This is a genomic window from Paraburkholderia sp. RHO2, assembly GCF_050955445.1.
Lineage (GTDB): Bacteria > Actinomycetota > Actinomycetes > Mycobacteriales > Mycobacteriaceae > Prescottella > Prescottella agglutinans_A.
This window is the reverse complement of sequence record NZ_CP162617.1, coordinates 4,208,475-4,233,268: the sequence shown is the minus strand read 5'-3', so window position 1 is coordinate 4,233,268 and position 24,794 is coordinate 4,208,475. Positions and strand designations below refer to the sequence as shown.

Below are 24,794 nucleotides of genomic sequence, written 5' to 3'. Positions count from 1 at the left end.
TGCGGCGGACTTGTTCGCGGGACCTGGGTTCAGGCTCGCCCTAGGCTGGACGGAAACCGGTACCGAGAACGCGCCGGCTTCCGGCGTCGGACAAAGGAGCGGCGATGCCCTCTCGTGAATCCGTCGCCAGGCACGAGACCGAGGTGCTGGTGGTCGGGGGAGGACCCACCGGGATGACTGTCGCGGGGGATCTCGCTCGTGCCGGCCGTCAGGTCGTGGTTCTGGAGCGGTGGCCGTCGATCAATCCGTCCAGCCGGGCCTTCGTCACCATGCCCCGCACCCTCGAGGTGCTGGACAGCCGCGGTCTGGCCGACGACTTGCTGGCGGACGCCGGCACTGCTTCGCGTATCAACCTGTTCGCCGACGCGGCGCTCGATCTGAGCAACCTGCCGTCGCGGTACCGGTTCGTGTTGATCACCCCGCAGACCGACGTCGACCGAGCCCTCACGCGCTACGCCGAAGCCCAAGGGGCGATGGTGCTGCGTGGTTCGGAGGTGTCGGGTCTGGCGCAGGATCGGAGCGGCGTGACGGTCACGTCGCGCCCGAAGGGCGGCGTCGACAGCGACGTGTGGCGAGCCGAGTACGTCGTGGGCGCGGACGGCGCCCACAGCACGGTCCGCCGACTCCTCGGGGTCGATTTTCCCGGCAGGACGGTGCTGTCGTCGGTGGCGCTGGCCGATGTCCGGCTGAGCGCGGGACCCGACGGCGCCGGCCTCACACTCGGCACCACCGGGGATTGCTTCGGCTTCCTGGCGCCCTACGGCAAGGCCCGGCCCGGATGGTTCAGATCGATGACCTGGGACCGGGCCCGACCCCTTCCCGACACCGACCCGGTGGAGGAGGACGAGGTGATCGCCGTCCTCGGTCGCGCGATGGGGCGTGACGTCGGAGTGGAGGAATTCTCGTGGTCGTCCCGCTTCCACTGCGACGAGCGGCAGGTGAGCGACTACCGGCACGGGCGCGTGTTCCTGGCGGGCGACGCCGCGCACGTGCACTCCCCGATGGGAGGCCAGGGGATGAACACCGGCATCCAGGACGCCGCCAACCTTGCCTGGAAGCTCGACGCCGTGCTGTCGGGCGCGGACCCCGCAGTCCTGAGTTCGTACCAGCGGGAGCGGCATCCCGTGGGGAAGCGGGTCGTCCTGCAGAGCGGCCTCATGATGCGCGCTGTCACCCTGGAACCCGCCCCCGCCCGGGCCTTGCGCGACACTCTCGCGCCGCTGCTCTCGCGGTTCGCGCCGGCGCGGGACATGATCGCGGGCAGCTTCTCCGGTGTGACCCTGCGCTATCCCCGGGGCCGAGATCAGCACCGCCTGGTCGGCAGGCGTGCCACCGAGGTACCGCTGCACGAGGGGCGGCTGACGGCGGTCCAGAGAGAGCACCCGGGCTTCGTGCTGGTCCGTGAGAACGGCGCCGCCCCCGCGCCCACCGGTGTGCCGGACCAGGTCGTGCAGACCCGACGCCGGGACAGCGGCCCGGCGCTGCTCGTCCGCCCCGACGGATACATCGCATGGGCCGGTCCGAGTCTGCAGGACCGAGGCCCGTCGGGCTGGGAGACCGCATACCGTTCTTGGACAGGCGCCCCGTGACCGTCGGGCCACACCGGAACCTGCCTCCCGGGGACGACGTCACGAGGAGGCGCGGTGCTCCCCGAACGCGCGCCGGGTGTGCGTGAGGAGTTCGCGCAGCGCGGGCGAGGGTTCCTGCTTCCACACGAGTGCCAGCACGGCGTCGACGGGGACGTCGGTGATCACCCGCGAGTCCAGGTTCGGGTACGCCGCCGCCATGGACTCGCTCAGGATTGCGACGCCCAGCCCGCGGGCCGCGAGGTCGGCCACGGCATCGGGGGCGCTGGCCTGCAGCGCGACGTCGGCCCGGCAGCGCAGTTCCGCGCACCCCTGCTCGAGAACGGTGCGGATGCCGGTGCCCGACGGCAGCGCGACCAGAGGATGAGCGCACACGTCGGCCAGCGTCGCCGACGACAGCCGGGTCAGGGGATGACCGGCGGGCACCGCGGCGACCAACCGCTCACGCACCAGCGTGAACGAGTCCAAATCGGTGGGCGTGTCACCCGCGACCCCGACGAGAGCCAGGTCGATGGTCCCGCCGCGTACGCCGTCGACGAGTCGATCGGAGTTGTCCTCCGTCAGGCTCACGTCGACGCCCGGATGCGCGTGATGAAACGCGGACAGGGCGTCGAACAGTGGCGTCACGGTGCAGGCCGTGACCATGCCGACCTCGAGCCGACCCCGGACCAGCTGGTTGACGTCGTCGACGGCATCACGGACGGCGCGGGCTGCGGCCAGCGCGGCGCGGGCGTGCGTCACGGCGGCCTCGCCGGCCACCGTGAGTGTGGCGATGCGGGTCGAGCGGTCGAACAGGGGTGCTCCCAGGTCGTTCTCGAGCTGGCGGATCTGTGCGCTGATGCCCGACTGGCTGACGTGTACGCGCGCGGCGGCACGGGTGAAGTTGGCTTCCTCGGCGACTGCCACGAAGTACTCGAGCTGACGAAGTTCCATAACTGTAGATTCTAGTTTCGAGAAGAACTATCTGTTGGATTTCTTATTCGAGATGGCCGACGCTCGTAGTGACGGATCGGACGCACACGAGAGGACACAACGATGACGAAGGCACACGTCGAGCAGGCGATGACCCCCGAGGACCTCACCCGGTTGTTCGTGGAGCGCTCGAACGCCGGCGACGCGGACGGCGTCGCCGCGCTGTACGAGGAGGATGCGGTGATGGCCTACCCGCCGGGATCGTTCACGGTCGGCCGCGCGGCGATCCGGGACCTGTGGGCGCAGGTGCTCAGCCATGCGCCGCGCTTCGAACCCGAACCCCCGCTCCCGACGCTGGTGAGCGGTGACCTCGCGCTGACGTCGACGCCACCGCGGGACGGCGCGGGCGCCCGGGCACAGGTGGTCCGGCGGCAGGCCGACGGCAGTTGGCTGCGGGTGCTCGATCAGCCGGAGTTCGTCACGCCCGGCGACGGCCGCTAGTAGCCGACCGCGACGCGCAACCCGTGTGCCGCAGCGAAACTCACGGCCTGCGTCAGTTCGATGGCAGCGCCGCTGAGTGTCGCGGACGTCCACAGGGACGGGTCGACCTGGGCGCCCTCGAGGTCGGCGTCGTCGAGGCGGAGATCGGCGGTGCGGGCGCCGGTCAGGTCGGCGCCGCGCAGGATCGCCTTGCGCAGGTCGGCGCCGACGAGGTTGGCCTCGCGTAGCCGACACCCGGACAGGTCGACGCCGCGGAGGTCGATCTCGCCGAGCGAGGCGAGTGTGAAGTCCACTTCCTCGAGGGTGAGTGGGCGGATCCGGGATTCCCGGATCACCGAGCCCATGAAGCTCGAGTGCTGGAACGTACTGTCCCACATGCGCGTGTACTCGAAATGGCAGTTCCGGAACGCGCTGCCGCTGTGCCGGGATCCGGTGAGATCGGTGCCGGTGAAGTAGCAGTCGGTGAACGTGACGCTCTCGGTGACGAGTCCGGACAGGTCCGCGTCCCGGAAGTCGCACCCGATGTAGGTGCGGCGACGCCACGTCTCCCCGGCGAAGCACGCGTCGGCGAAGTCCTCGCGCTCGTATTCGGTGTCGTCGGCGGTCACGTCGGGCGGCATGTCACTCACCTGGGTCAGTCTCCTCCCTCGGTGGGCGTCGACTGCGCCGCGGGGGTTGGGGCGGGTGGATGGTCGGCACGATCGAGGTGCAGCAGGACGCGGACGGCGACGTCGGCGACGGCGGTTCCACCGAGAGCGGACGTGGTCGTCGCCGCGACGCGTTCGGCGTCGCGGACCAGTGCGGCGATGTCGGAGTGCGGGTCGGCGTCCAGCGTGATCTGGAGTGTCGCCAGTCCGCGGTCGGACACGGCCCGCCCACGGGCCCGCCGAACGCCGGGCAGCCGTTGCAGTTCGGCGGCGACGCCGCCCGCGATGGGACCGAGGTCGATCGCGACGGGGGTGTCGGTGCTCGTCTCGAGCATCGTGCTGGGGGCGGCGCGTCGCCGGGTGAGGTCGACCGCGAGCACGACGATCCCCAGGACCACACCGACGGCGACCGTGACGCCGAGTGCCCAGTGCCACCACGTCTGTTCGGGTACTGCGGCGATCCGGTCACGGTCGATGCGGGACACGGCGTTTCGGACCGTCTCCACGTCGCGGTCCCAGGCGAGCGCGGCCGCGCCGACCGCGGCCAGCGCGAGTCCGACGGTCAGGACCAGCAGGCGGTTGAGGGCCGCCGCACCGCGCTTCACGACTCGCTCCGCGACCGCTTGATTCGCACCCGCAGCTTCAGTGGCCGGTCGAGTACCGCGAGCTGCTCCCGGACGGCGTCCGTCACGGCGTCGCGCAGTTCGCCGGCGGGCAGATCGGGCACGGTGACCACGTGCACGGTCGCGCGTCGACGGTCCACCGTGGTGTGCGCGGTGAGCACCCCGGCCAGCGTGCCGGCGCGGGCACTGCACATTCGCGCGACGTCGACCGGTCGCAGCCAGACGGCGGGGGCCTCGGCCCCGATCCGCGCCGGGACGTGCGTGCGGGTGCGTGGTGCGAGCGCGAGCAGCACCAACAGGATCCCGACGGCGAGGGCGGCGATCGATGCGGGGACGAGCCACTGTTCCCAGTGCAGGCGCCCGACCCACTCGAAGGTGTTCCGCAGCCACGGCGCACCGGAGATCGCCCCGCGGGCGATGAGTAGTTCGCGTGCCGCGACCGCGGCGAGCGCGAGAAGTCCGACGGCGATCGCGACGGCCGCCGGGACGGCGGCGGGCGCCGCCGTCGGGGTCCGGGGAGGTGTGACGGTCGGCGCGGGCACGGGGGTGGGGCACTCGCCGCCGTCGCCGTCGCCCGGCGCCGCGCAGTCGGTGCCGGCGACGAGCACCCCCAGTTGGTGCAGCGGCATACCGGTGAGGTTCTCGACCTGATCGCCCACCTCGCGGTGGACCCGCCGGGTCAGTTCGGCGACGTCGCACGGCCAGCGCACCCCGAGGTACAGACTCACCGCGACCGATCGGGCGCCGGTGGAGACGTCCGCCCGGGGCAGATCGCGACCGGTGAACCGGGTCAGCCCGCCGCCCTGCTGCACGACGCCGGGCACCTGCAGGGCCGCGGTGGTCGCGATCTTCTCGATCGCGCGGTCCTTGATGATCAGCCGTCCGCGCGAGCCCGGTTCGTCGGTCGTGTCGGGCGACGCGGTGATGGAATCGAACTCAGCCACGGCCGCGGGACCGTAGCAGGGCTCCGAGGTCCAGGTGGCCGTCGCGGTGCGCACCGATCGCCATCCCGACCGCGCCGAGCAACACTGCGAAGACGAAACCGCTGAAGCCGCCGAGGATTCCGGCGAGCGCGAGGAGCAGTCCCGCGATCAGTCCCATGCCCGTGCTGGTCATTGTCCAGGTCCTCTCTGGTCGGCTGTGGAGTCGGCGCCGTCGGGGCTGTCCGCGAGGTCCTCGATCGTCACGTCGACCGGCACCGCCACGACCGCGCGGACCGCGGCGCGGATGCCTTCGGCGGTAGCGAACAGGTCGGCCGGATAGCGCACGGTCACGTGGACCGCGCAGGTGTCGTCGTCGATCCGGATGCCGGTGACGCGTCGACCGGGGAGGTACGTGGCGACCGTGCCGAACTCGCCGCCGTGCAGGCCCGCCACCCCCGGCACAGCCAGTGCTGCCGCGGCGGCGCGTTCGGCCACCGAAAGTGGTTGTGACGCAGGACCGGTCACTGTACGCGCGGCTTGGCGTCGTCGACGCCGGGCTCGTTCTCGTCGAACAGGACGACGTCGAAGACGGTGATGTTCACTTCGGTCACCTCGAGACCTGTCATGTTCTCGACCGCCGCGATGACGTTGCGCCGGATCCCGGCCGCGAGTTCGTGGAGGGCGACGCCGTACTCGGCGACGATGCCGATGTCGATCGCGGCCTGCTTCTCGCCGACCTCGACCGCGACGCCCTGACCGTGGTTGACCCGGGCGCCGGGGATGCGGTCGCGCAGCGCGCCCACGACGCGGGCGGTGCCGCCTCCGACGTCGTAGACGCCGCTGATCTCCCGCGTAGCGATGCCCGCGATCTTTGCGACGACCGCGTCCGCGATGATCGTCCTGCCCTGTGAATCGATCAGTTCGGGGGTGGACCCGCCGAACCGGATTCGTCCACCCGTAGAGCCTCCAGTGCCCGAAACACCTGCACCCGGATCAGTGGTCATCGTCGCTCCTCGTCCGGTGCCGTTCCCGCGTCGGCCCGGTTCCCGTCCAACTGTAGTGAGTGCGGCCGGCACTTGGGGCACGACGCGCAGCGGTACGCCGGGCCCGGCCCCGGCGGGTACCCGATACCCCTCCAATTTGGTAGAACATGTTCCAGCTGCGGCGTACTCGCGTGGAACGCCCGGATGACGTGTCGTGTGTGGTGACGGAGGGGTTGGCAGGGATGACCAGTAGTGACAAGGCCGTCGGTCCGGTCGTGATCGTCGGGGCCGGGCTGGCCGCCGTCCGCGCCGCCGAGGAGCTGCGCCAGTCGGGGTACGACGGTGAACTCGTCGTCGTCGGTGACGAGCGGCACCTGCCGTACGACCGGCCGCCGCTGTCGAAGGAGGTCGTCCGCGGGGAGCACGACGACACGACGCTGCGCCCGCAGGAGTTCTACGACGAGCATCGCGTCGAGTTGCGTCTCGGCACGGCCGCCACCGGAGTGGACCGCGAGCGCCGGGTACTGCAGCTCGCCGACGGCAGCGAGATGGCGTACGGCGAGCTGATCATCGCGACCGGGCTGAGCCCGCGCCGCATCCCCAGCCTGCCCGACCTGGACGGCGTTCACGTGCTGCGTTCCGTCGACGAGAGTCGCGCGCTGCGCGCCGACCTGCGTGAGGGGGCCCGTGCGCTCGTCGTCGGCGCCGGCTTCATCGGATGTGAGCTCGCGGCCAGCATGCGTGCGCTGGGGCTCGACGTGGTGCTCCTCGAGCCGCAGCCGGCGCCGCTGGCATCGGTGCTGGGCGAGCAGATCGGCAAGCTGGTCGGGCGCCTGCACACCGAGGAGGGCGTCGACGTGCGCGCCGGCGTCGGGCTCGCGGCCCTCACCGGCGACGGGCGGGTGAGCGGTGCCGTGCTGTCCGACGGCACCGAGATCGCCGTCGACGTGGTAGCGATCGGTATCGGCTCGGTGCCGGTCACGGGCTGGCTCGAGGGTTCGGGCATCGAGCTCGGCAACGGGGTGCTGTGCGACGAGGTGGGCCGCACGAACGACCCGCACGTGTGGGCCATCGGCGACGTCGCGGCGTGGCGGCACGAGTCGGGCGGACACAAGCGCGTCGAGCACTGGAGCAACGCCGGTGATCAGGCGAAGATCCTGGCGGGTGCGCTCACCGGGACGGGTGATCCGAGCGCGCCGGCGCAGGTCCCGTACTTCTGGAGCGATCAGTACGGACTCAAGATCCAGGCCCTGGGCACGGTGTCGGCCGAGGACGAGGTCCACATGGTCAAGGACGACGGTCGCAAGTTCGTCGCCTACTACTCGCGTGACGGCCTGCTCACCGCGGTGGTCGGCCTGGGCTCGGCCGGTGCGGTGATGAAGATGCGCGCGAAGATCGCGGCGGGTGCGCCGATCGCGGAACTGCTGGCACCGACGTCCGCGTGACCTGGCTGCCCGTTCCGGTCCGAACCGGTCGGGCTAGATTTGTCGGGTGATCGTTGCGCTCATCGACTCGGGTCTCGGACTTCTCCCGACGTCTGCGTGGTTGCGCCGGTTGCGTCCGGACCTCGACCTGATGCTGTCCCTCGACCCGGAGGGCGCCCCGTGGGGCCCGCGTGACGAGCAGTGGGTGATCGAGCGCGTCGTCGGCACGGCCCGCCGGGCCGTCGACCGCGGGGCCGAGGTCGTGGTGTTGCCGTGCAACACCGCGAGCGTCACGGCCCTCGAGCACGTGCGCGCCGACCTGGGCTCCGGCATCCCCGTCATCGGCACGGTCCCGGCGATCAAGCCGGCCGCGGCGATGTGCGATTCGGTCGCAATCTGGGCGACGGCCGCCACCACGGCGAGCGCGTACCAGGCGAACCTCGTCGCGCAGTTCGCCAACGGGAGCTCGGTCGTGGGGGTGGCCGCCCACGGCCTCGCCGACGCCATCGACCGCGGCGACATCGATGCGGTCGGGGCGGCGATCGCGTCGGCGGCGGCCCGCACGCCCGGCGACGTCACCGGCGTGGTGCTCGGCTGCACGCACTACCCGCTGGTGGCGGACGAGATCGCGGCCCACCTGCCCGACGGTGTCGTGCTGTTCGACAGCGCCGAGGCCGTCGCGACGCAGACGCTGCGGCGCATCGACGCCCTGGGACGTGATTCGACCGGCGACGGCACGGTCGAAGTCCTGCTGAGCGGGACCCGCGGTGAGCTGCCGGTCAGCGCCGCCAGCTTCGACGCCGGACGGCTGCTGCTCGCGGCGCCGTCCCGCTGAGTTCTCGTCCCGGCGTCATCCGAGCTGGGCCATCCCCGCGGCCACGACCTGCGCGACAGTGTCGAGCTCGTCGTGGTGCAGTCGCGGGATGTCGTCGAGGTCGCGCATCCGGTCGTTGCTGGCGGCCGAGAACATCGCGGCGACCCACGCGTTGGCGCATGCCCGCAGCGTGCCCGGACGCACGGGGACGACCGCGCTGGCCTGCAGGACCCGGACCGTCGCGTCGTGCAGGTACGAGCGGAACCGCCGCAGGTAGTCGCGGACGTCGGGGTGCGTCTCCGCCTCGCGCCAGATGATCACCCGCATCACCGACGAGTCGTGGTCGCGCAGGTTGAGCGCGTCGTCGAGGTTCACCAGGCTTCTCGCCGGATCACCGGGGGCGACGAGATGCGCGATGTCGTCGAGGGGTTCGGTGGGGAGGCGTTCGGCGAGCAGCGCCGTGAGGATGTCGGTCTTGGTGGGGAAGTAGTAGAAGACGAGGCCTTTCGGCACCTCGGCGGCCGCGGCGACCGCGGCTGTCGAGGTGGCGTCGAAGCCGCGGTCGGCGATGAGGGTCTCGGCGGCGTCGAGGATCTTCGCGCGAGCGTCCCCGTCGATCCTCGCGCTGCGCCGACGGTGCGGCATGGTGTGGTTCTCTGTCTGTCGGTTCGCTGCCGGTGGCGGTCAGTGCGCCGCGATGCCTCCGTGTCCGTGCATTCGTGCGCTCATCGCGGGCATGCCGGCGACGGAGACCACCACGGTCAGCGCGCCGACGACCCAGGCTGTCCACGCCGCCCCGGTCATCGTGTGGAAGTTCATGACCCACGGGGAGATGAACAGCAGCACGCCCAGCACGCCCATCGCGTAGTCCGCCGCCGCCATCCCGGGCCGTGCCATGTGTGCCAGGCCGGCGAGGGCGACGAGCACGCCCAGCACGATCAGCGACCACCGTGCGCCGGTGTTCGTCGAGAGCCACAGCGGCGAGAGCGCCGCGAACGCGCCGATGATGACGGCCGCGTAGTCCTGCCAACGAGTTGATGCCTTCATGACCCGCCTCCTGGAGATAGGCCTGGGAAAAGGGGAGAGGATCGTGTCCTCGGCTTCAGTGTCACGCTGACTGACCGGCCGATCAATATGTCCGGGTTGCACTTCGATGACGGATTCGTGCAGTTCAGGCCACGGCGCTGTTGCGCACGTGCGAAAAGGGCCCGACCCCACCGGAGGTGGAGTCGGGCCCTTGACGAGCGGTGCCGAGTGTCAGAACTCGATCTTGAGGTGATCGCTCACCGGCTTGGCCTGGCAGCCCAGGATGTAGCCGTTGGCGATGTCCTCCTCGTCGAGGACGCCGGCGTGCTCCATCGAGACCTCGCCCTCGAGCACGGTGCAGGCGCACGAGCCGCACTCGCCCTCCTGGCAGGAGTAGGGCACGTCCAGGCCCTTCGCCAGCATGATGTCGACCAGGGTCTGCTTGCGCGGCCAGCTCAGGTTGTGGGTCTCGCCGTCGAGTTCGACCTCGACGCTCGCGGCGTCGGCGGCCTCTTCCGCGGTGACTTCCTCGAGCTCGACGTCCTGGAACGGGTCGCCGCTCAGGGAGTTGAAGACCTCGGCGTGGACCTGGGACCGCGGCATGCCGGCCTGGGCCAGGGCGTCGTGGATGGTGTCCATGAAGGGGCCGGGGCCACACATGAACGCCTCGTGCGACGTGAACGGCGCCGCGAGGGTCGCGATCTGGGCGGCCGTGGGCAGGCCCTGCAGCGACTCGATCCAGTGGACGATCGTCAGGCGGTCGGCGTACTTGGCGGCCAGCTCGCGCAGCTCGGCGGCGAAGATCACCGAGTTCTCGTCGCGGTTGGCGTAGACCAGGACGACCTTGCCCTTGCCCTCGGTCAGCGCCGACTTGAGGATCGACATGACGGGCGTGATGCCGCTGCCCGCGCCGAACAGCAGGAAGTCGTGGTCGAGGGACTTCGGCGTGAAGATGCCGGACGGGGGAAGCACCTCGATCTGGTCGCCCACCGAGACGTTGTCGCACAGCCAGTTGGAGCCGTAGCCCTCGGCAGTGCGCTTGACGGTGACCTTGGGGGCGTCGTCGGTGAACGGCGAGCTCGCGAGCGAGTAGCAGCGGGCAACCGAACCGGTCAGGTCGCTCGGGATGCGCAGCGTCAGGAACTGGCCGGGCTTGTACTGGAACTTGCTCTTCATGTCCGCGGGGACGTCGAAGACCAGCGACCGCGAGTCGGGGGTCTCCTCGATCACCCCGGACACGGTGAGCACCGCGGATCGAGAGCTGTGCGGCACATCGATAGTGGTCATGCGAACTCTGGTCCTCTCGTGGATCAGTCTAGAACGTTTAGAACGTGTTCTAGTTTCAGCGTAGCAGCGTAGCGACGCTACCGGCAGGATGGTAATTCTCCGATTTCGGCTCCCGCTGATCGGGAGCGTTCTCGAGGCCCGAATCGGACACTCGAGACATCAGGCCTCGAGGACGAGCCAGCCGCCGTGATGATCGAAGACCTCGAACGGTCGACCGGTCGAGACACCGAGTGCCCGCAGCGCGTCGGCGTCGAATGTACGCACGTGGCCGTGGCATGCGGTGGCCACGTCCTCGTAGGGCACCGCGATCACGACGCGCTCGCGGGCGATCCGCAGCGCCTCCGCGACGACGGCGGCGCCGATCCGGGGGGCGACGTGCTCGAGGAGGTGGATGGCGGTGACGGTGTCGGCGCTGTCGTCGGGCACCGGCACGTTCGCGGCGTCGCACACGAGGGTGTCGACGGACAACCCGAGGGTCGGCGCGACGGCGTCGAGCAGCGTCATCGTGCCCGGCAGGATGTCGGTCGCGGTGACCGGGACGCCGGCGCCCGCGAGGCGCAGCGGCAGGAAGCCGAAGCAGGAGCCCAGGTCGAGCACGCTGCCGCGGACCAGTTCGGCGGCCTTGTCGTGGATCGGCGCGAAGTCGGCGGTGCCGTCCAGTAGTTCGTCCAGGGAATTGCGGTAGTAGACGGTCCACGACTCGAGGGCGTCCGGCACTGTCGAGCGCACCAGTCCCACCATGGTCAATTCGAACTCGGTCTGCCCGAAGTCGGCGTCGCCGATGGACGCGGTCACCCCCGCCACCAGGCGCTCGCTGAGCGACTCCGGTCCCAGCGAGTGGCGCACGTGCAGCGCGTCGCCGGTGCGGGTGAGCGTGATGGGGCCGCTCGGGACGCGCTCGACGGTGACGTGGTCGTGCGACCACAGGCCGGGTGGGCAGGGGGCGAGTGAGTCAAGCGTCATGGTGGGCGGTCCCGTTCGGCAGAGGTTCGTCGATGTCGTTCAGGCTGGTGTAGAGGATCCGGCTGCCCTCGGTGAGCAGGTCGATCAGGTCGAGCGAGTCGTCCGTCAGCCACGTCTCGTACGCCGCGAGGGCGACGCCGAGCATCATGTACCCGACGGTGCGGGGGAGTTGGTCGCCGGGATCGAGCCGCATCCGCCGCGCGACGTATTCGGCGATCACCTTGCGCCAGCCGTCGTACATCACCACCGAGTACGCCTGCAGCGCCGGTACCACGAAGATCAGCCTCATGCGTTCGCGGTGGGCCTCGGCGACCTCGGGTGGAAACGTGTTGAACGCCAACAGCGCCGAGATCATGCCGTCGAGAAGCGGTACGTCGTCGGGTATCTCGGCGAGCAGGGTCCGCATCTCGGTGAGGTGCGCGTCGAAGTCGCCCCACGGCACCGCGTTCTTGGACGGGAAGTACCGGAAGAACGTGCGGCGTGCGATTCCCGCGGCCTCGGCGATGTCGTCGACGCTGGTGTCGTCGAATCCGCGTGCGGCGAACAGGTCGATCCCGACCGCGGCGATGCGGTCGCGAGTGGTCGTCGGCCGCCGGCCGATTCGCGACGACGGGTTCCTACGGGTTCGCACCTCTGTGACCTCCTTCACTAGTCATTGTGCACCCGATGCCATTACAGTGGTGAACCGAGTCACAGTGAACGGTCACTGTGGGCTCCGACTCCGATCCCGGGGTCCGATGTGGAGGAGGAATCGATGTCCGATCGCCAGAGCGTCACCGAGAGCCAGCTCGTCGAGGAGTCCCTCGTCGAAGAGGTTTCCATCGACGGCATGTGCGGCGTGTACTGATCGTGTCCGAACAAGTCGCCGACGGCAGTTCGTCGGTCGGCACGATCGATCTCGACGCGGCGTGGAAGCTTCACCCGCAGGTGGCGCTGCGCCCCGAACCGTTCGGGGCGCTGCTCTACCACTTCGGAACGCGCAAGCTGTCGTTCCTGAAGAACCGGACCATCGTCGCGATCGTCGAATCCCTGCCCGAGCACCGGAACGTCCGGGCAGCTCTCCAGGCCAACGACATCGAGGGGGATGCGGCACGACCGTATCTGCGCGCCCTCGAGACCCTGGCCGACTCGCACATGATCGTGCCGTCCTGATCCGCGTCTCTTCTTCACGTCCTGCACCCAACCAGACATCCCTGAATTTCCAGACCTTTTGTTCCGAGGATTCAGCCTGATTCGAGGATTTCAGCCATGACCTCAGTTCTCGAGCCTCCTGCTCCCACAGTGGGGCGACTGGTCGACCAGTTCGAACTCGGCCTCGATGCTCCGATCTGCCTCACGTGGGAACTCACCTACGCGTGCAACCTGTCCTGCGTGCACTGCCTGTCGTCCTCCGGGCGACGGGATCCGCGCGAGCTGTCGACCGAGCAGTGCAAGTCGATCATCGACGAGCTGCAGCGCATGCAGGTCTTCTACGTCAACATCGGTGGCGGCGAGCCGACCGTGCGCTCGGACTTCTGGGAGCTCGTGGACTACGCCACGGCGCACCAGGTGGGCGTGAAGTTCTCCACCAACGGCGTCAAGATCGACAAGAAGGTGGCCGAGCGACTCGCGGCGAGCGACTACGTCGACGTCCAGATCTCGCTCGACGGCGCGACCGCCGAAGTGAACGATGCTGTGCGCGGGCCGGGTTCGTTCGCGATGGCGATCCGGGCGCTCGAGAATCTCTCCGAGGCCGGTTTCCGGGATGCCAAGATCTCGGTCGTCGTCACCCGCGAGAACGTGAGCCAGCTCGACGAGTTCAAGGCGCTCGCCGACAAGTACGGTGCGACGCTACGCATCACGCGCCTGCGTCCGTCCGGTCGCGGCGCCGACGTGTGGGACGAACTGCACCCCACGCAGGAGCAGCAGCGCGAGCTGTACGACTGGCTGGTCGCCAACGGTGAGGGCGTGCTCACGGGTGACTCGTTCTTCCACCTGTCCGCGTACGGGGACGCGCTGCCCGGCCTGAACCTGTGCGGCGCCGGACGCGTCGTGTGCCTGATCGATCCGATCGGCGACGTGTACGCCTGCCCGTTCGCGATCCACGACCAGTTCCTCGCCGGAAACATCGTCGCCGACGGTGGATTCCAGCAGGTGTGGCAGCACTCGGACCTGTTCCAGGATCTGCGCTCGCCGCAGACCGGCGGCGCCTGCAGCAAGTGCAACCACTACGACGCGTGCCGCGGTGGCTGCATGGCGGCCAAGTTCTTCACGGGCCTGCCGATGGACGGTCCGGACCCGGAGTGCGTGCAGGGCTACGGTGCGTCGGCGCTCGAGGCCGAGCGCACGGTGCCCAAGTCCAGCCAGGACCACTCCCGCACCGGCAAGCGGGCCGAGCGCCGCACGCCGCAGGCGCCGGTGCCGCTGACCCTGCTGACCCGTCCGCCGGCCAAGATCTGCGACGAAAACCCGCTTGCCGGGATGTAGTTCCCGATGGCCGAATGTCACATGCGTTCAGTCCAGTTGAACGCATGTGACATTCGGCCACACCCCCTGATCGAAGGAAGAGTGTGTTATGGCCAAGAGCGCGTGGTTCGAGACCGTCGCCGAGGCGCAGCGTCGCGCGAAGAAGCGTCTGCCCAAGTCGGTGTACGCGGCCCTGGTTGCGGGATCCGAGAAGGGCCTGACGGTCGACGACAACATCGCGGCGTTCTCCGAGCTCGGGTTCGCTCCGCACGTGGCGGGCCTGTGCGGCGAGCGTGATCTGTCGACCACTGTGATGGGCCAGCCCATCTCCATGCCGGTGATGATCTCGCCGACCGGTGTGCAGGCCGTGCACCCCGACGGCGAGGTCGCCGTCGCTCGCGCCGCCGCCGCGCGCGGCACCGCGATCGGGCTGAGCTCGTTCGCGAGCAAGTCGATCGAGGAGGTGGCTGCGGCCAATCCGCAGACCTTCTTCCAGATGTACTGGGTGGGCGACCGCGACACGCTGCTGCAGCGCATGGAACGCGCCCGAGCCGCCGGCGCGACGGGCCTGATCATCACCCTCGACTGGTCCTTCTCCAACGGACGCGACTGGGGCAGCCCGGCTATCCCGGAGAAGATGGACCTCAAGGCGATGTTCCAGTTCGCCCCCGAGGGCATCACGCGCCCGAAGTGGTTGTGGGAGTTCGCCAAGACCGGCAAGGTACCGGACCTGACGACGCCGAACCTGGCCGCGCCCGGCCAGGACGCGCCCACGTTCTTCGGCGCGTACGGGCAGTGGATGGGCACCCCGCTGCCGACGTGGGAGGACGTCGCGTGGCTGCGTGAGCAGTGGGGCGGGCCGTTCATGCTCAAGGGCGTCATGCGGGTCGACGACGCCAAGCGAGCCCTCGACGCCGGTTGCTCGGCGATCTCGGTGTCGAACCACGGCGGCAACAACCTCGACGGCACTCCCGCGCCGATCCGGGCGCTGCCGGCCATCGCCGAGGCCGTCGGCGATCAGCTCGAGGTCCTGCTCGACGGCGGCATCCGCCGCGGCAGCGACGTCGTCAAGGCGCTCGCGCTCGGCGCCCGGGCCGTCATGATCGGCCGCGCGTACCTGTGGGGTCTGTCCGCGAACGGTCAGGCCGGTGTCGAGAACGTCCTCGACATTCTGCGCGGCGGCATCGATTCGGCGGTTCTGGGTCTGGGTCACAAGTCGATTCACGACCTGAGCCCCAACGACCTGGTGATTCCGGAGGGATTCCGCCGAGACCTGGGCGTCGGCTAGAACCGCACGCGTCGAACGAGGCGCGATGCGCACCACGCTCACCGAGCAGATCACCCTGGCCGGGTGCACCGCCCCGGCCAGGGTGCTGTTCGGTCCGCACGAGACCAACCTCGGCAACGGGCGTGCGCTCTCGCCGCGGCATGTCGCGTACTACGCACGCCGCGCCCGCGGCGGTGCCGGGCTGATCGTCACCGAGACCGCATCGGTCCATCCCAGCGACTGGCCGTACGAGCGGGCGCCGCTGGCCGCGGACTGCTGGGCGGGGTGGCGGGACGTCGTCGCGGCGTGTCGCCCGCACGGAACGCTGGTGCTCGCCAGCCTGGGGCACAACGGATTCCAGGGTTCGAGCGCGTGGTCGCAGGCCGCGCTGTGGGCGCCGTCCCGGTTCGCCGACCCGGTGTCCCGCGAGCTGCCGATGGAGATGGAGCGCGCCGAGATCACGTCGCTGGTCGACGGCTTCCGCGGCGCGGCCGCGCTCGCGGTGGCGTCGGGCGTGGACGGTGTCGAGATCGACGCGGGTGCGTCGTCGTTGCTGCGGCAGTTCCACTCCGGCCTGACGAACCGTCGCGCCGACGAGTACGGGGTCGACCGACTGCGTCTCACGCGTGAGGTGCTCGACGCGGTCCGCGCCGAACTCGGCGACGACCGCATCCTGTCGCTGCGGTTGAGCTGCGACGAGCAGGCGCCGTGGGCGGGGGTGACCCCGGAGACGGCCGCCGACCAGGTTCGAGCACTGGCCGATTCGCTGGACCTGGTCGTGGTGGTCCGCGGCGGACCGTACTCGGCGGCGTCCTACCGGCCGGACGGGCACACCGAACCCGGATTCAACGTCGACCTGTGCCGGGGCATCCGCGCGGCCGCCGGTGGGCGGGTGCCGGTGGTGCTGCAGGGCAGCGTCGTCGACGCCGATGCCGCGCAGCGTGCACTCGACGACGGCGTCGCCGACGCCGTCGAGATGACCCGCGCGCAGATCGCCGACCCCGACCTCGTGACGAGGGTGCGGGCCGGCGTTGTGCCTCGGCCGTGCGTGCTGTGCAACCAGACGTGTCTGGTGCGCGATCCGCGCAACCCGGTCGTCACGTGCATCGGGAACCCGTCGGCCGGGCACGAGACCGTCGATCCCGAACCCGTGTGCGGCGGCGACCTCGGCCCCGCCCTCGTGGTCGGCGCCGGCCCTGCGGGCCTCGAGACCGCGCGAGTGCTGGCGCTCCGCGGATTCCGGGTTGCCCTGTGCGACAGGCGTAATCGTCCGGGCGGCATGGTTCGGACGGCCGCCGCCGGATCGGGTCGCGCGCGGCTGGCGAACCTCGTCGACTGGCTGGAGCGCGAGTGCCGGCGACTCGGGGTGCAGATTCGCACCGGCGTCGAGGTCACGGCCGCCGACATCGGCGCGGTCGCGGCCACCACCGTCGTGCTCGCAACGGGCAGCACCCACCGTCCGTCCCCCTGTCCGGTGGGCGCGGGTGTGCAGGCCACCACGGCCGCGGAGGTGCTGGCCGGCGGCGTGCTGGAGTCGGGACCGGTACTGGTGGTCGACCCGGTCGGCGGGCCGGTGGCGGTGTCGGTGGCGTCGTGGCTGGCGGCCCGGGGCCGGACGGTCTCGATCGTGACGCCGGACCAGATCGTGGGCTCCCGGCTGGGCCCCACCGGCGATCTCGTCGGGGCCAACACGCGGGTGCGCCGGGCCGGAATCGGGCGGCATCTCGCCTCGGTTCCGGTGTCGGCGGGCGCGGAGGAAGCGGTGCTGCGCAACCGGTTCACAGGCGAGTTGACGCGGGTGCCGTGTGCGGTGCTGGTGGACTGCGCGCACCCGCTGCCCGACGAGGGGATCGAGGTACAGGATGCGTTGCGGGTCGGCGACTGCGTCGCACCTCGCACCGTCCTCGAAGCTGTCCGCGAGGGACGTCTCGCGGCGATGTCGGCGGTGCCGACGAGTTCCAATCCGTCGGCTCGTCCGACGCGTTCGACAGATCAGTGCACGAGGTAGTCAACGGGACAGGAGATCACTGTGGGACAGTTCGACGGCAAGGTCGCCTTCATCACCGGTGCGGCGCGCGGCCAGGGCCGCTCGCATGCGGTGCGCTTGGCGCGGGAGGGTGCCGCGATCATCGCGGTGGATGTGTGCAAGAGCGTCACGGACGACAACACGTACGACGCGGCGACCGCGGACGACTTCGCGGAGACCGTCCGCCTCGTCGAGGCCGAGGGCGCGAAGATCTACGCCCGCGAGGCCGACGTCCGCGACAGCGCCGCGTTGAAGGCCGTCGTCGACGCGGGTGTGGAGCAGTTCGGTCGGCTCGACATCGTCATCGCCAACGCCGGCATCTGCAACTGGAACCGCTTCTGGGAGATGTCGGACGAGCAGTGGGAGACCCTGATCGACATCAACCTCACCGGCGCGTTCAAGACCCTCAAGGCGGCGGTGCCGACGATGATCGAGGGCGGCCGCGGAGGATCGATCATCCTCGTCAGCTCGGTGGCCGGCATGAAGGGTCTGCCGGGCCAGGCGCACTACGCGGCATCGAAGTTCGGTCTGGTCGGTCTCACGCAGGCGGCGGCGAAGGAGTTGGGCGAGTTCAACATCCGCGTCAACTCGATCCACCCGTACGGCGTCAACACGCCCATGGGCACCGATCAGGGCAGCCTGGTGATCCTGCAGAAGCACCCGCACTACGGTGCGAGCTTCGCACCGATCCTCACCGAGAAGCCGATCGCCGATCCCGACGACATCACCGATGCGGTGATGTGGCTGGCCGGTGACGGCTCCAAGACGGTGACGGCGAGCCAGGTCGCGCTGGACCAGGGCAACACCAAGGTCTGACCGAGCACCGTTCATGCGTCATCCTCTGCTGTTCTCCCCGCTCCGCCTGGGCGCGCACACGCTGCGCAACCGGGTGGTGTTCACCGCGCACCTGACGAACTACGCGCGCGGTGGACTGCCCACCGAGCAGCACACCGCGTACTACGCGGCGCGCGCCGCGGGCGGGGCGGGGATGATCATCACCGAGGAACAGTGCGTCCATCCGTCGGACTGGCCGTACGAGAAGGTGATTCACGGGTATCGACCCGAGGTGGTGGACGGCTACCGCGAGATCACCGCGGCCGCGCACAGCCACGGCGCGGTGATCCTCGCGCAGCTCAACCACAACGGGGGGCAGGGCTCGGGCCTGTACTCGCGGCGTCCGCTGTGGGCGCCGAGCCCGGTCCCGGATCCGCTGTTCCGGGAGGTGCCCAAGGCGCTCGTTCCCGGCGAGATCGCCGAACTGGTCGCGGGATACGCGACGGTCGCGCGGCACTGCCGGGACGGCGGATTCGACGGCGTCGAACTGCAGGGTTCGCAGTCGTCGCTGATCCGCGGCTTCCTCGCGTCCGGCACCAACGTGCGCACCGACGAGTACGGCGGTCCCATCGAGAATCGGGCGCGGTTCCTGCTCGAGGTGATCAAAGCGGTGCGGGAGGTGATCGGCCCGGATCTGCTCCTGGGAGTGCGACTCTCAGGTGACGAGCGGGTGGCCGGTGGCATCGTGCTCGACGAGGCGGTCGCAGTCGCGCGGCTGGTCGAGGCGACCGGTGCCGTCGACTACATGAACACCACGATGGGCATGGCCACCGAGACGCTGCACCTGGTGGAGCCGTCGATGGCGACACCGCGCGGGTACGCGCTGCACATCTCCGACGTGATCCGGCGGGCGGTGCGGCTGCCGGTGATCGGCGTGGGGCGGCTGAAGGAACCGGCGGAGGCCGAGCGCGCGCTCGCGCACGGCCGGTGCGACCTGGTGGGCGTGGTGCGCGGTCAGATCGCCGACCCGGAGTTCGTCGACAAGGCCCGTCGCGGCGCCGACGACGAGATCCGCACGTGCCTGTCGTGCAATCAGGAGTGCGTCGGACGCATGGGGCTGGGCCGCTGGCTCGGCTGCGTCGCGAATCCGCGTGCCGGTCGGGAATCGGTGGCGCTGCCGATGCCCGCGGCGTCGGGGCGTCGGGTGGTCGTGGTGGGCGGCGGCCCGGCGGGGCTGTCGGCCGCGGCGACCGCGGCCGAGCGCGGGCACCGTGTGACGCTGTTCGAGCGCGCGGACGTCGTGGGCGGGCAGATCAGGGTGGCGGCGTCGGCGTCCGGTCGCGGCGAGTTGGGCGATCTGGTGCGGAATCTCGAGCGCGAGTGCGTGCGCCGGGGTGTACGGATCGTGACGGGCGCCGAGGGGACGGTCGAGTCGTTGCTCGCGGCGGTGCCCGATGTCGTGGTGGTCGCGACCGGTGCGCGTCCGGTGCGACCCGGGTGGGCGGGGGAGTGCCCGCGGGTGGTCCATGCCCGAGAGGTGCTCGAGAGCACCGTTTGTCCCACCGGCCGGGTGCTGGTCGTGGACGAACTCGGATTCCAGCAGGGGCCGTCGGTGGCGGAGACGTTGGCGTCGCGCGGGTGCGCGGTGACGATCGCGGCGGCGGGGATGATCGTCGGCCAGGACCTCGGCATCACGTTGGACATGGAGGGCTGGCAGCAGCGCGCGCACCGGGCGGGGATCGAGCAGTGGACCGATCTGTCGGTGACCGCGGCGGTCACGGTGGGTGAGCGCGTTCGGGTCACGTCGGTCAATCACCTGGCCGGCACGGAGGTCTCGGCGGTGTTCGACTGGGTGGTGTGCGCGATCCACCAGGAACCCGAGGACGGGTTGTGGAAGGCGTTGTCGCGCAACGAGTCGCTGCCGTTCGAGGTGCACCGCATCGGCGACGCGGTCACGCCCCGACGCTCGCACGCCGCGGTGCTGGAGGGGCACCGGGTGGCGGTGTCGCTGTAGGTCGACTCGATGGCCGGGTAGAGCTAGATCAGATCCAGCGTCTCCCCGAACCGGTGGTAGTAGACCTCGTAGGCGAGCCCGCCGAGGTTGGCCGGATCAAAGACGTCGATGTGTGACGGCATCCGGCTCGGCTCGTCGAGAACGGCTTCGTACGTCGCGCGCCCCTGGCTGACGACCCAGTTCGCTGCATCTTCCAGGCCGTCTTCGGACTCGTCAGGTCCGAGATGGGACAGATACGGTTCGTCCTGTAGCTCGGCGGCGAAGTCCAGGAACAGATCTTGGAACCTGTACACGGCGCCCTTCGGCAGTTGTCCGAGAATTTCCCCGAGGCGATCACGGCTTCGCGAAGCCTCCTCGATGACGTCCCAGAACCAGTCGACGTCCGGATCGTCGTCGTGACGAACAGCGTCAGCCAAAGCGTCTCCCAATCTTCCAGGCGAGCAGACGTACCGGCATCCTGTCAGTGATGAGGCCGGCCGCCCCACAACACGCGCGGTTATCTCATATCAGCACATCGAGTCAGGACGGACCTTCGTGTGGGCCCCCAACCCGGACCTGGTGAACGCCCGCGAAGCACGGCTCCACGGATGCGCTCATGGTCATTGCGCAGACCGCACACGTTGGAGGCCGTGCTTGCCGGACGCACCCTAGGCCACCCGGGGTCCGGCGCGATTGTGTCCCGGGATCGGTCGTCGGTGTGGATCCACCGACGTGGGTGGGGTGAACCACGGCTTTCGGTCGGTGCCTATCTCGACTTGCCAATGCGAGTGATGGAGTAGGCGGTGGTGGTACCGGCAGAGCAGCACCAGGTTGTCCAGGTCGGTTGGGCCACCGTCGATCCAGTGTTTCACGTGGTGCCCTTCGCAGTGGGCGGGCGGCGCACCGCATCTGGGAAACGCGCAGCCGTGGTCGCGCGCGACGAGGGCGCGGCGCTGCTTCTTCGACACGGTCCTGCTGGTGCGGCCGAGGTCGAGGGGGATGCCGTCCTCCATGACGACAGGGGTGAGGTGGCAGTCGCAGGCGAGGCGGCGCGCCGACGCAATGGTCAGCGGACCGGTCCAAGGCATGTGCGCGACGTCGGCATCACCGAACAGGTCGAGGGCGTCACCGTGCTCGGCCGCGGTGCGGGCGAGGTCTCGCGCATTCACGTGGAGCGATACGTGTGGACGCTCGCCGCCTTCGACGGGCGCGGCTCCGGAGTTCAGGTACTGGTGGAGGATTACGCCGAAGGCCTCGGCTCGACGCCGGCCGGGAGTGTGGGAAGTTGCGGGGTCGTCGGCGGGGTTGCGTGGCTTGGTGAGCGCCGACAGTGCGGTGAGCAGCATTTCACCGGTCTCGCTGTCGAGGTCGCCTTTGACCGCGACGCGACCGTTGAGTGTCTTCGAGGCGTGGAACTCGTTGCGGTCGGTGTCCTCGCTGGGTGGGAGTTCGTCGGATTCGAAGATGTGCTCGAGGCGTCCGATGCAGCCACGCACCGCGGCGGTGGTCGCGTGTGGCCTGGTGGCACAGTCCAGCAAGAGGTTTCGGCATGGTTCGAGTGCTTCGTCCGGCATCCCGCGCGGTGGCTGTTCGCAGAACTTGGCGATCAGTGCGGCGTGATCGGCGGAGATCCGGCCGTTCTCGAACGCGTCGGCGATCTCCGGTTCGCGGCGCAATGCCTTGGCGAGCGACAGGATGCGCGCGGCCGCGGGGATCTCCATCAACGTATTCGACGCCAGCCACAGCTTCACGCTGCGGAATCCGAGAACGTCGAATGATACTGTGCGATGGTCTATCTCGCCGACCGCGGCGACGCGGAGAGCTTCGAGTCGTTCGATCCCACAGGAGATGTCGACCGCCGCTGCCAGTAACTCGGATTCGGGGAGGGCGCGCACCTCGTCGGGCTGCAGCGCTGTGGCTGCGACGCCGGTTTCGTTGAGTCCCCCCCGGATTCATAACGTCAGTTTAGTTAGAACATGTGTTCGAGTCAAGGGTTCTCTGGTGCGTCAACTTTCTGGCAGCCTCTGGGCGTTTACGATGCGGGCACAGGCGGAAGGGGATGCCGCGGACTCCCGAATCCGGCTCTTGGGCAGCCAGTTTCTTGACGCAAGACAGGTAGGCGACTCTCCAGGTCGCAACTCAGCGGGGGCCGCAGTAGCCTCCCCATTCGCACGGCAGTATCAACATGAGCGACCACCTCCACTCGGGAGGCAAGGGGAATTAGTAGATCCACGAGTCCATTTTCGACTCACGCCCCGCCCCACCAAAGTCCAGGCGCTACGGAAGCTATCCAGTCGCGCACGCCGACAGGCAGGTCCTTCACGTACCACCAGAGGCCAGGCATGGCCCGCCGTCCTTTCGGTTGCTACCGGCCCGCCGTCGTCGTCGCCCTGATCGCCCCGAAGAAGCCGAGCGACTTGATCACCTCCTGCCGTCGCTCAATCGCGGCAGCGTTCCGTTGCTCAGCCACGCGCGGTGCAGGTCGATGAGCGTCCCGATGGGGCCCGAGTAGAGGCCGTACAGATCCATATGCACCCCCTCTGCGCGTATTCCAACAACGCCTCAGCGAGCGACCGCCCGTCAAACGCGTGATGATCACCTGTGCGCCGGGCTCGGCCTCCGGCCACTCCTATCGTGCGCCTGTGCCGACCGGCCGGGCAAGAGTTCCCCTGAACGCCCTGATTTCGTCCGGTGCGCTTACCTGCGCGGATGTCTTCGTTGACCCTCGGGATCCGACCCTGACCGCCCGCCCTCAACCCTGTTCGGAATCGAACTCGTCCGGTACTGCGACGCGTCCGTTCGGCATCTTGGGGGCGTGCGGCCTCACAGTCGCGCGTCGACTGTTCGCGGAATTGGGCGGTCAGTCCAGCGCCGCGGCGGGTTGCCCCTCGAGAGCAATGGAAAGGCGCTCGCCCAGGTCGGAAATCGTGTCCTTGTTGCCCGGCGTCCCCGGCACCCAGGGCAGCACGAGTCGGTCCCTGGTCTTGTCGACATACCGTGGGATCACATGCAGGTGGAAATGGAACACTGTCTGCCACGCATCCGCACCGCAGCAGTTGAGCAAGTTGACTCCGTCGGCGCCGAACTCCTCGACTGCCGCCTTCGCGACACGTTGTGCAGCCAGGGTCACGGCGGTCAGATCATCGGCCGGGATCGCCAACAGGTCGTTGCTGTGTCGCTTGGGAATGACCAGTATGTGACCGTCCGAACCGGGATTGATGTCCATGAACGCGTACGTCGTGTCATCCTCCGCCACCCGGACACTGGGCACGCTCCCGGACACGATGCCGCAGAACAGACACTGATCACTCATGACTTCTCACGTTAGCTCGAAGCGCCGTCAGCGCCCGAAAGGCCGTCCCTTCGAGTCGTCCCTTCGAGTTACGCGGCGCGACCTGGCGTGACGATGCGCCTGTCGGAAACGTAAGGCGAGACAGCCCTTGTCGGACTTGCGACCGGGCGTCAGGCCGTACCCGGCGCCTAGGATCGCGTCCATGGCTCTCGGCGCTGAACTCGTCGCTCGTATCGAACGCGCGGTGCGGATGTACGGTCTCGGACGGCCCATTCCCTCCGGCGAGCTCCGCGATCGACTGGCGACCGTGGGTCTGGTGCCGGACGGGGAGTACGAGGAGTTCGTGGGCCGGTGGGGCGGCTGCTTCGTGGGCGTGCCCGTCCATGCGTGGAACAACGCCTCGATCCTGGGTCGGGAGAGCTGCATCGAGTTGACCACCTGGGCGCGTGAGGCGTACGGGTCTCTGATCGACGGTGTCGTGATCGCCGACGACGGGTCCGGGAACCCGATCTGGATCGCGGCCGACGGAACGGTCCGCCTCGTCGACCACGACAACGGCAACGCGGTCGTGCAACTCGCCCGTGACTTCCGATCGCTGCTCGAGGACAACGTCCACGACTGAGACGGACGATGTCCGAGGGGTGCGCTACCTTCCGGCCATGGCACAGACACAGGTCGATCTACCGGATCCGGAGGCCGTTCGTCGAATTCTCGCCGGGTGGGCGGCGGTACACGCGGCCGTCTTCTCGTATCCCGACCTCGAGTGCGCGTTCTCGATCGAGACCGATCGAGTCACCTACCACGACGGTGGCGGATCGTACTTCCGCTTCGTCCGGCTACCGGAGGGGAGGGCGGCGATCTTCGGTTTCGATCGCGACTGTCCCGAGCCGGACTTCGACGGTGACCGCAAGGTGCTGGAGGCGCACGGAGCCGAACGCTGGTGGCTCGCGCCGGCCGCCGCCGACGACACGCTCAACTTCGCGTACGGGTACGAGGGCGGGCGGTGGTCCGCGGTCGGCCACGATCCGATGCGTATCGCGCCGATGATGCTGGCACCTGGCTCGTCTCGGGAACCGTCGTCGGCGCTCTCCACGCTGGCGGACTTCCTCGAAGAGGCCTCGGACGACCTGCTGGGCTCCGCGGTGCGTGGAAGCGACGCGGCGCTCGAATCGCTGCTCGCCGCCGGACCGGGCATGGACGAGGCCGTCCTTCGAGCGGCGATGGTCGGAGATTACGAGCACCTGCGCGACGGGCTCGCGGCCGCGGCCCTCTTCCGCCGCTGATTCCGTGCACCGACGCGGCGAACCG

The 24,794-nt window shown here is 69.4% G+C and carries 28 protein-coding genes; 13 read left to right on the top strand and 15 right to left on the bottom strand.

The genetic code is table 11. From position 1 onward, the window contains the following. The first annotated feature begins 104 nt into the window (after positions 1-104). Entirely contained in the window at positions 105-1,589 is a 1,485-nt protein-coding gene (locus ABTV10_RS19655) for an FAD-dependent monooxygenase (protein WP_499029549.1), read from the top strand. A 39-nt stretch (positions 1,590-1,628) separates the two neighbouring features. Here ABTV10_RS19655 and ABTV10_RS19650 read toward each other — a convergent pair whose 3' ends face one another. Continuing rightward, positions 1,629-2,519 carry a LysR family transcriptional regulator gene (locus tag ABTV10_RS19650; protein WP_499029547.1) on the bottom strand — a complete coding sequence of 297 codons (891 nt, stop codon included), beginning with the start codon at positions 2,517-2,519 and terminating at the stop codon, positions 1,629-1,631. 102 nt (positions 2,520-2,621) lie between these two features. On the opposite strand from ABTV10_RS19650, the gene ABTV10_RS19645 reads away from it, so the two are divergent. Beyond that, positions 2,622-2,999, top strand: coding sequence for a YybH family protein (locus ABTV10_RS19645; protein WP_499029545.1), 378 nt, complete (start codon positions 2,622-2,624; stop codon positions 2,997-2,999). On the opposite strand, the gene ABTV10_RS19640 is transcribed toward ABTV10_RS19645, so the two are convergent. Genes ABTV10_RS19640 through ABTV10_RS19615 form a run of 6 tightly spaced genes read right to left on the bottom strand, consistent with a single transcriptional unit; the run spans position 2,996 to position 6,196 of the window. Continuing rightward, entirely contained in the window at positions 2,996-3,619 is a 624-nt protein-coding gene (locus tag ABTV10_RS19640) for a pentapeptide repeat-containing protein (protein ID WP_499035221.1), read from the bottom strand. The genes ABTV10_RS19645 and ABTV10_RS19640 overlap by 4 nt on opposite strands. Positions 3,620-3,633: 14 nt before the next feature. After that, positions 3,634-4,251 (bottom strand): hypothetical protein, encoded by a 618-nt coding sequence (locus tag ABTV10_RS19635; RefSeq protein WP_499029543.1) that lies wholly within the window; start codon positions 4,249-4,251, stop codon positions 3,634-3,636. Beyond that, entirely contained in the window at positions 4,248-5,213 is a 966-nt protein-coding gene (locus tag ABTV10_RS19630) for a DUF6286 domain-containing protein (RefSeq protein WP_499029541.1), read from the bottom strand. The genes ABTV10_RS19635 and ABTV10_RS19630 overlap by 4 nt, the downstream gene beginning before the upstream one ends. After that, a complete protein-coding gene (locus tag ABTV10_RS19625; protein WP_127915643.1) occupies positions 5,206-5,385 on the bottom strand; it encodes a DUF2273 domain-containing protein in 180 nt (59 codons plus the stop codon). The genes ABTV10_RS19630 and ABTV10_RS19625 overlap by 8 nt, the downstream gene beginning before the upstream one ends. After that, entirely contained in the window at positions 5,382-5,687 is a 306-nt protein-coding gene (locus ABTV10_RS19620) for a hypothetical protein (RefSeq protein ID WP_499029539.1), read from the bottom strand. Before ABTV10_RS19620 ends, ABTV10_RS19625 begins: the two co-directional genes overlap by 4 nt. Before the next feature lie 26 nt (positions 5,688-5,713). Next, entirely contained in the window at positions 5,714-6,196 is a 483-nt protein-coding gene (locus ABTV10_RS19615) for an Asp23/Gls24 family envelope stress response protein (RefSeq protein WP_433606694.1), read from the bottom strand. Positions 6,197-6,417: 221 nt separating this feature from the next. Here ABTV10_RS19615 and ABTV10_RS19610 point away from each other — a divergent pair, with 221 nt between their 5' ends. Continuing rightward, entirely contained in the window at positions 6,418-7,620 is a 1,203-nt protein-coding gene (locus ABTV10_RS19610; protein ID WP_499029536.1) for an NAD(P)/FAD-dependent oxidoreductase, read from the top strand. A 46-nt stretch (positions 7,621-7,666) separates the two neighbouring features. After that, entirely contained in the window at positions 7,667-8,434 is a 768-nt protein-coding gene (locus tag ABTV10_RS19605; protein WP_499029534.1) for a glutamate racemase, read from the top strand. A 15-nt stretch (positions 8,435-8,449) separates the two neighbouring features. Here the strand turns inward: ABTV10_RS19605 and ABTV10_RS19600 are convergent, their stop codons facing one another. From ABTV10_RS19600 to mftR, 5 genes are all read right to left on the bottom strand, one after another. After that, positions 8,450-9,058 carry a TetR/AcrR family transcriptional regulator gene (locus ABTV10_RS19600; protein ID WP_499029532.1) on the bottom strand — a complete coding sequence of 203 codons (609 nt, stop codon included), beginning with the start codon at positions 9,056-9,058 and terminating at the stop codon, positions 8,450-8,452. A gap of 39 nt (positions 9,059-9,097) precedes the next feature. Beyond that, on the bottom strand, positions 9,098-9,460 hold the full coding sequence (locus ABTV10_RS19595; RefSeq protein ID WP_433606686.1) for an SPW repeat protein: 363 nt from the start codon (positions 9,458-9,460) through the stop codon (positions 9,098-9,100). 210 nt (positions 9,461-9,670) lie between these two features. After that, positions 9,671-10,726 (bottom strand): 2Fe-2S iron-sulfur cluster-binding protein, encoded by a 1,056-nt coding sequence (locus ABTV10_RS19590; RefSeq protein ID WP_499029530.1) that lies wholly within the window; start codon positions 10,724-10,726, stop codon positions 9,671-9,673. A 159-nt stretch (positions 10,727-10,885) separates the two neighbouring features. Then, entirely contained in the window at positions 10,886-11,689 is an 804-nt protein-coding gene (gene mftM / locus ABTV10_RS19585; RefSeq protein WP_499029528.1) for a mycofactocin oligosaccharide methyltransferase MftM, read from the bottom strand. Next, complete coding sequence (mftR, locus tag ABTV10_RS19580) at positions 11,679-12,320, bottom strand: mycofactocin system transcriptional regulator MftR (protein WP_499029526.1); 642 nt, start codon at positions 12,318-12,320, stop codon at positions 11,679-11,681. Before mftR ends, mftM begins: the two co-directional genes overlap by 11 nt. 123 nt (positions 12,321-12,443) lie before the next feature. On the opposite strand from mftR, the gene mftA reads away from it, so the two are divergent. From mftA to ABTV10_RS19545, 7 genes are all read left to right on the top strand, one after another. After that, positions 12,444-12,536 carry a mycofactocin precursor MftA gene (gene mftA, locus ABTV10_RS19575; RefSeq protein ID WP_127915652.1) on the top strand — a complete coding sequence of 31 codons (93 nt, stop codon included), beginning with the start codon at positions 12,444-12,446 and terminating at the stop codon, positions 12,534-12,536. 2 nt (positions 12,537-12,538) lie between these two features. Then, positions 12,539-12,841, top strand: coding sequence for a mycofactocin biosynthesis chaperone MftB (mftB, locus tag ABTV10_RS19570; RefSeq protein WP_499029524.1), 303 nt, complete (start codon positions 12,539-12,541; stop codon positions 12,839-12,841). 96 nt (positions 12,842-12,937) lie between these two features. Next, positions 12,938-14,155: a mycofactocin radical SAM maturase gene (gene mftC / locus ABTV10_RS19565; protein WP_499029522.1), complete on the top strand. Its 1,218-nt coding sequence runs from the start codon at positions 12,938-12,940 to the stop codon at positions 14,153-14,155. Between the two features lie 88 nt (positions 14,156-14,243). Beyond that, complete coding sequence (mftD, locus tag ABTV10_RS19560; protein ID WP_499029519.1) at positions 14,244-15,422, top strand: pre-mycofactocin synthase MftD; 1,179 nt, start codon at positions 14,244-14,246, stop codon at positions 15,420-15,422. Positions 15,423-15,447: 25 nt separating this feature from the next. Continuing rightward, positions 15,448-17,409: a mycofactocin system FadH/OYE family oxidoreductase 1 gene (locus tag ABTV10_RS19555; RefSeq protein ID WP_499029517.1), complete on the top strand. Its 1,962-nt coding sequence runs from the start codon at positions 15,448-15,450 to the stop codon at positions 17,407-17,409. A 21-nt stretch (positions 17,410-17,430) separates the two neighbouring features. Beyond that, positions 17,431-18,243 carry a mycofactocin-coupled SDR family oxidoreductase gene (locus ABTV10_RS19550; RefSeq protein WP_127915657.1) on the top strand — a complete coding sequence of 271 codons (813 nt, stop codon included), beginning with the start codon at positions 17,431-17,433 and terminating at the stop codon, positions 18,241-18,243. Positions 18,244-18,256: 13 nt separating this feature from the next. Continuing rightward, a complete protein-coding gene (locus tag ABTV10_RS19545) occupies positions 18,257-20,215 on the top strand; it encodes a mycofactocin system FadH/OYE family oxidoreductase 2 (protein WP_499029515.1) in 1,959 nt (652 codons plus the stop codon). Positions 20,216-20,238: 23 nt separating this feature from the next. On the opposite strand, the gene ABTV10_RS19540 is transcribed toward ABTV10_RS19545, so the two are convergent. The 3 genes from ABTV10_RS19540 to ABTV10_RS19530 all read right to left on the bottom strand — a co-directional run bounded on the left by ABTV10_RS19540 (position 20,239) and on the right by ABTV10_RS19530 (position 23,507). Further along, on the bottom strand, positions 20,239-20,631 hold the full coding sequence (locus ABTV10_RS19540) for a DUF4240 domain-containing protein (RefSeq protein ID WP_433606666.1): 393 nt from the start codon (positions 20,629-20,631) through the stop codon (positions 20,239-20,241). Between the two features lie 231 nt (positions 20,632-20,862). Then, the gene (locus ABTV10_RS19535; protein ID WP_499029512.1) at positions 20,863-22,089 is read right to left on the bottom strand and encodes an HNH endonuclease signature motif containing protein; all 1,227 of its coding nucleotides are present in this window, start codon (positions 22,087-22,089) and stop codon (positions 20,863-20,865) included. 965 nt (positions 22,090-23,054) lie between these two features. After that, positions 23,055-23,507 (bottom strand): HIT family protein, encoded by a 453-nt coding sequence (locus tag ABTV10_RS19530; RefSeq protein WP_433606660.1) that lies wholly within the window; start codon positions 23,505-23,507, stop codon positions 23,055-23,057. A 181-nt stretch (positions 23,508-23,688) separates the two neighbouring features. Between ABTV10_RS19530 and ABTV10_RS19525 the strand changes: the two genes are divergently transcribed. Both ABTV10_RS19525 and ABTV10_RS19520 read left to right on the top strand, forming a co-directional pair. Next, on the top strand, positions 23,689-24,108 hold the full coding sequence (locus ABTV10_RS19525) for a hypothetical protein (RefSeq protein ID WP_499029510.1): 420 nt from the start codon (positions 23,689-23,691) through the stop codon (positions 24,106-24,108). A 37-nt stretch (positions 24,109-24,145) separates the two neighbouring features. Beyond that, complete coding sequence (locus tag ABTV10_RS19520) at positions 24,146-24,769, top strand: hypothetical protein (protein ID WP_499029508.1); 624 nt, start codon at positions 24,146-24,148, stop codon at positions 24,767-24,769. The last annotated feature ends 25 nt before the right edge of the window (positions 24,770-24,794 follow it).

Excerpts from the sequence above, each read along its gene's own strand:
- mftA (WP_127915652.1), top strand. The coding sequence starts at position 12,444 with ATGTCCGATCGCCAGAGCGTCACCGAGAGCCAGCTCGTCGAGGAGTCC.
- ABTV10_RS19625 (WP_127915643.1), bottom strand. The coding sequence starts at position 5,385 with ATGACCAGCACGGGCATGGGACTGATCGCGGGACTGCTCCTCGCGCTC.
- mftD (WP_499029519.1), top strand. The coding sequence starts at position 14,244 with ATGGCCAAGAGCGCGTGGTTCGAGACCGTCGCCGAGGCGCAGCGTCGC.
- ABTV10_RS19590 (WP_499029530.1), bottom strand. The coding sequence starts at position 10,726 with ATGACCACTATCGATGTGCCGCACAGCTCTCGATCCGCGGTGCTCACC.
- mftC (WP_499029522.1), top strand. The coding sequence starts at position 12,938 with ATGACCTCAGTTCTCGAGCCTCCTGCTCCCACAGTGGGGCGACTGGTC.
- ABTV10_RS19530 (WP_433606660.1), bottom strand. The coding sequence starts at position 23,507 with ATGAGTGATCAGTGTCTGTTCTGCGGCATCGTGTCCGGGAGCGTGCCC.
- ABTV10_RS19545 (WP_499029515.1), top strand. The coding sequence starts at position 18,257 with ATGCGTCATCCTCTGCTGTTCTCCCCGCTCCGCCTGGGCGCGCACACG.
- ABTV10_RS19655 (WP_499029549.1), top strand. The coding sequence starts at position 105 with ATGCCCTCTCGTGAATCCGTCGCCAGGCACGAGACCGAGGTGCTGGTG.
- ABTV10_RS19650 (WP_499029547.1), bottom strand. The coding sequence starts at position 2,519 with ATGGAACTTCGTCAGCTCGAGTACTTCGTGGCAGTCGCCGAGGAAGCC.
- mftM (WP_499029528.1), bottom strand. The coding sequence starts at position 11,689 with ATGACGCTTGACTCACTCGCCCCCTGCCCACCCGGCCTGTGGTCGCAC.
- ABTV10_RS19520 (WP_499029508.1), top strand. The coding sequence starts at position 24,146 with ATGGCACAGACACAGGTCGATCTACCGGATCCGGAGGCCGTTCGTCGA.
- ABTV10_RS19645 (WP_499029545.1), top strand. The coding sequence starts at position 2,622 with ATGACGAAGGCACACGTCGAGCAGGCGATGACCCCCGAGGACCTCACC.
- ABTV10_RS19595 (WP_433606686.1), bottom strand. The coding sequence starts at position 9,460 with ATGAAGGCATCAACTCGTTGGCAGGACTACGCGGCCGTCATCATCGGC.
- ABTV10_RS19610 (WP_499029536.1), top strand. The coding sequence starts at position 6,418 with ATGACCAGTAGTGACAAGGCCGTCGGTCCGGTCGTGATCGTCGGGGCC.
- ABTV10_RS19600 (WP_499029532.1), bottom strand. The coding sequence starts at position 9,058 with ATGCCGCACCGTCGGCGCAGCGCGAGGATCGACGGGGACGCTCGCGCG.
- ABTV10_RS19555 (WP_499029517.1), top strand. The coding sequence starts at position 15,448 with ATGCGCACCACGCTCACCGAGCAGATCACCCTGGCCGGGTGCACCGCC.
- ABTV10_RS19525 (WP_499029510.1), top strand. The coding sequence starts at position 23,689 with ATGGCTCTCGGCGCTGAACTCGTCGCTCGTATCGAACGCGCGGTGCGG.
- ABTV10_RS19640 (WP_499035221.1), bottom strand. The coding sequence starts at position 3,619 with ATGCCGCCCGACGTGACCGCCGACGACACCGAATACGAGCGCGAGGAC.
- ABTV10_RS19615 (WP_433606694.1), bottom strand. The coding sequence starts at position 6,196 with ATGACCACTGATCCGGGTGCAGGTGTTTCGGGCACTGGAGGCTCTACG.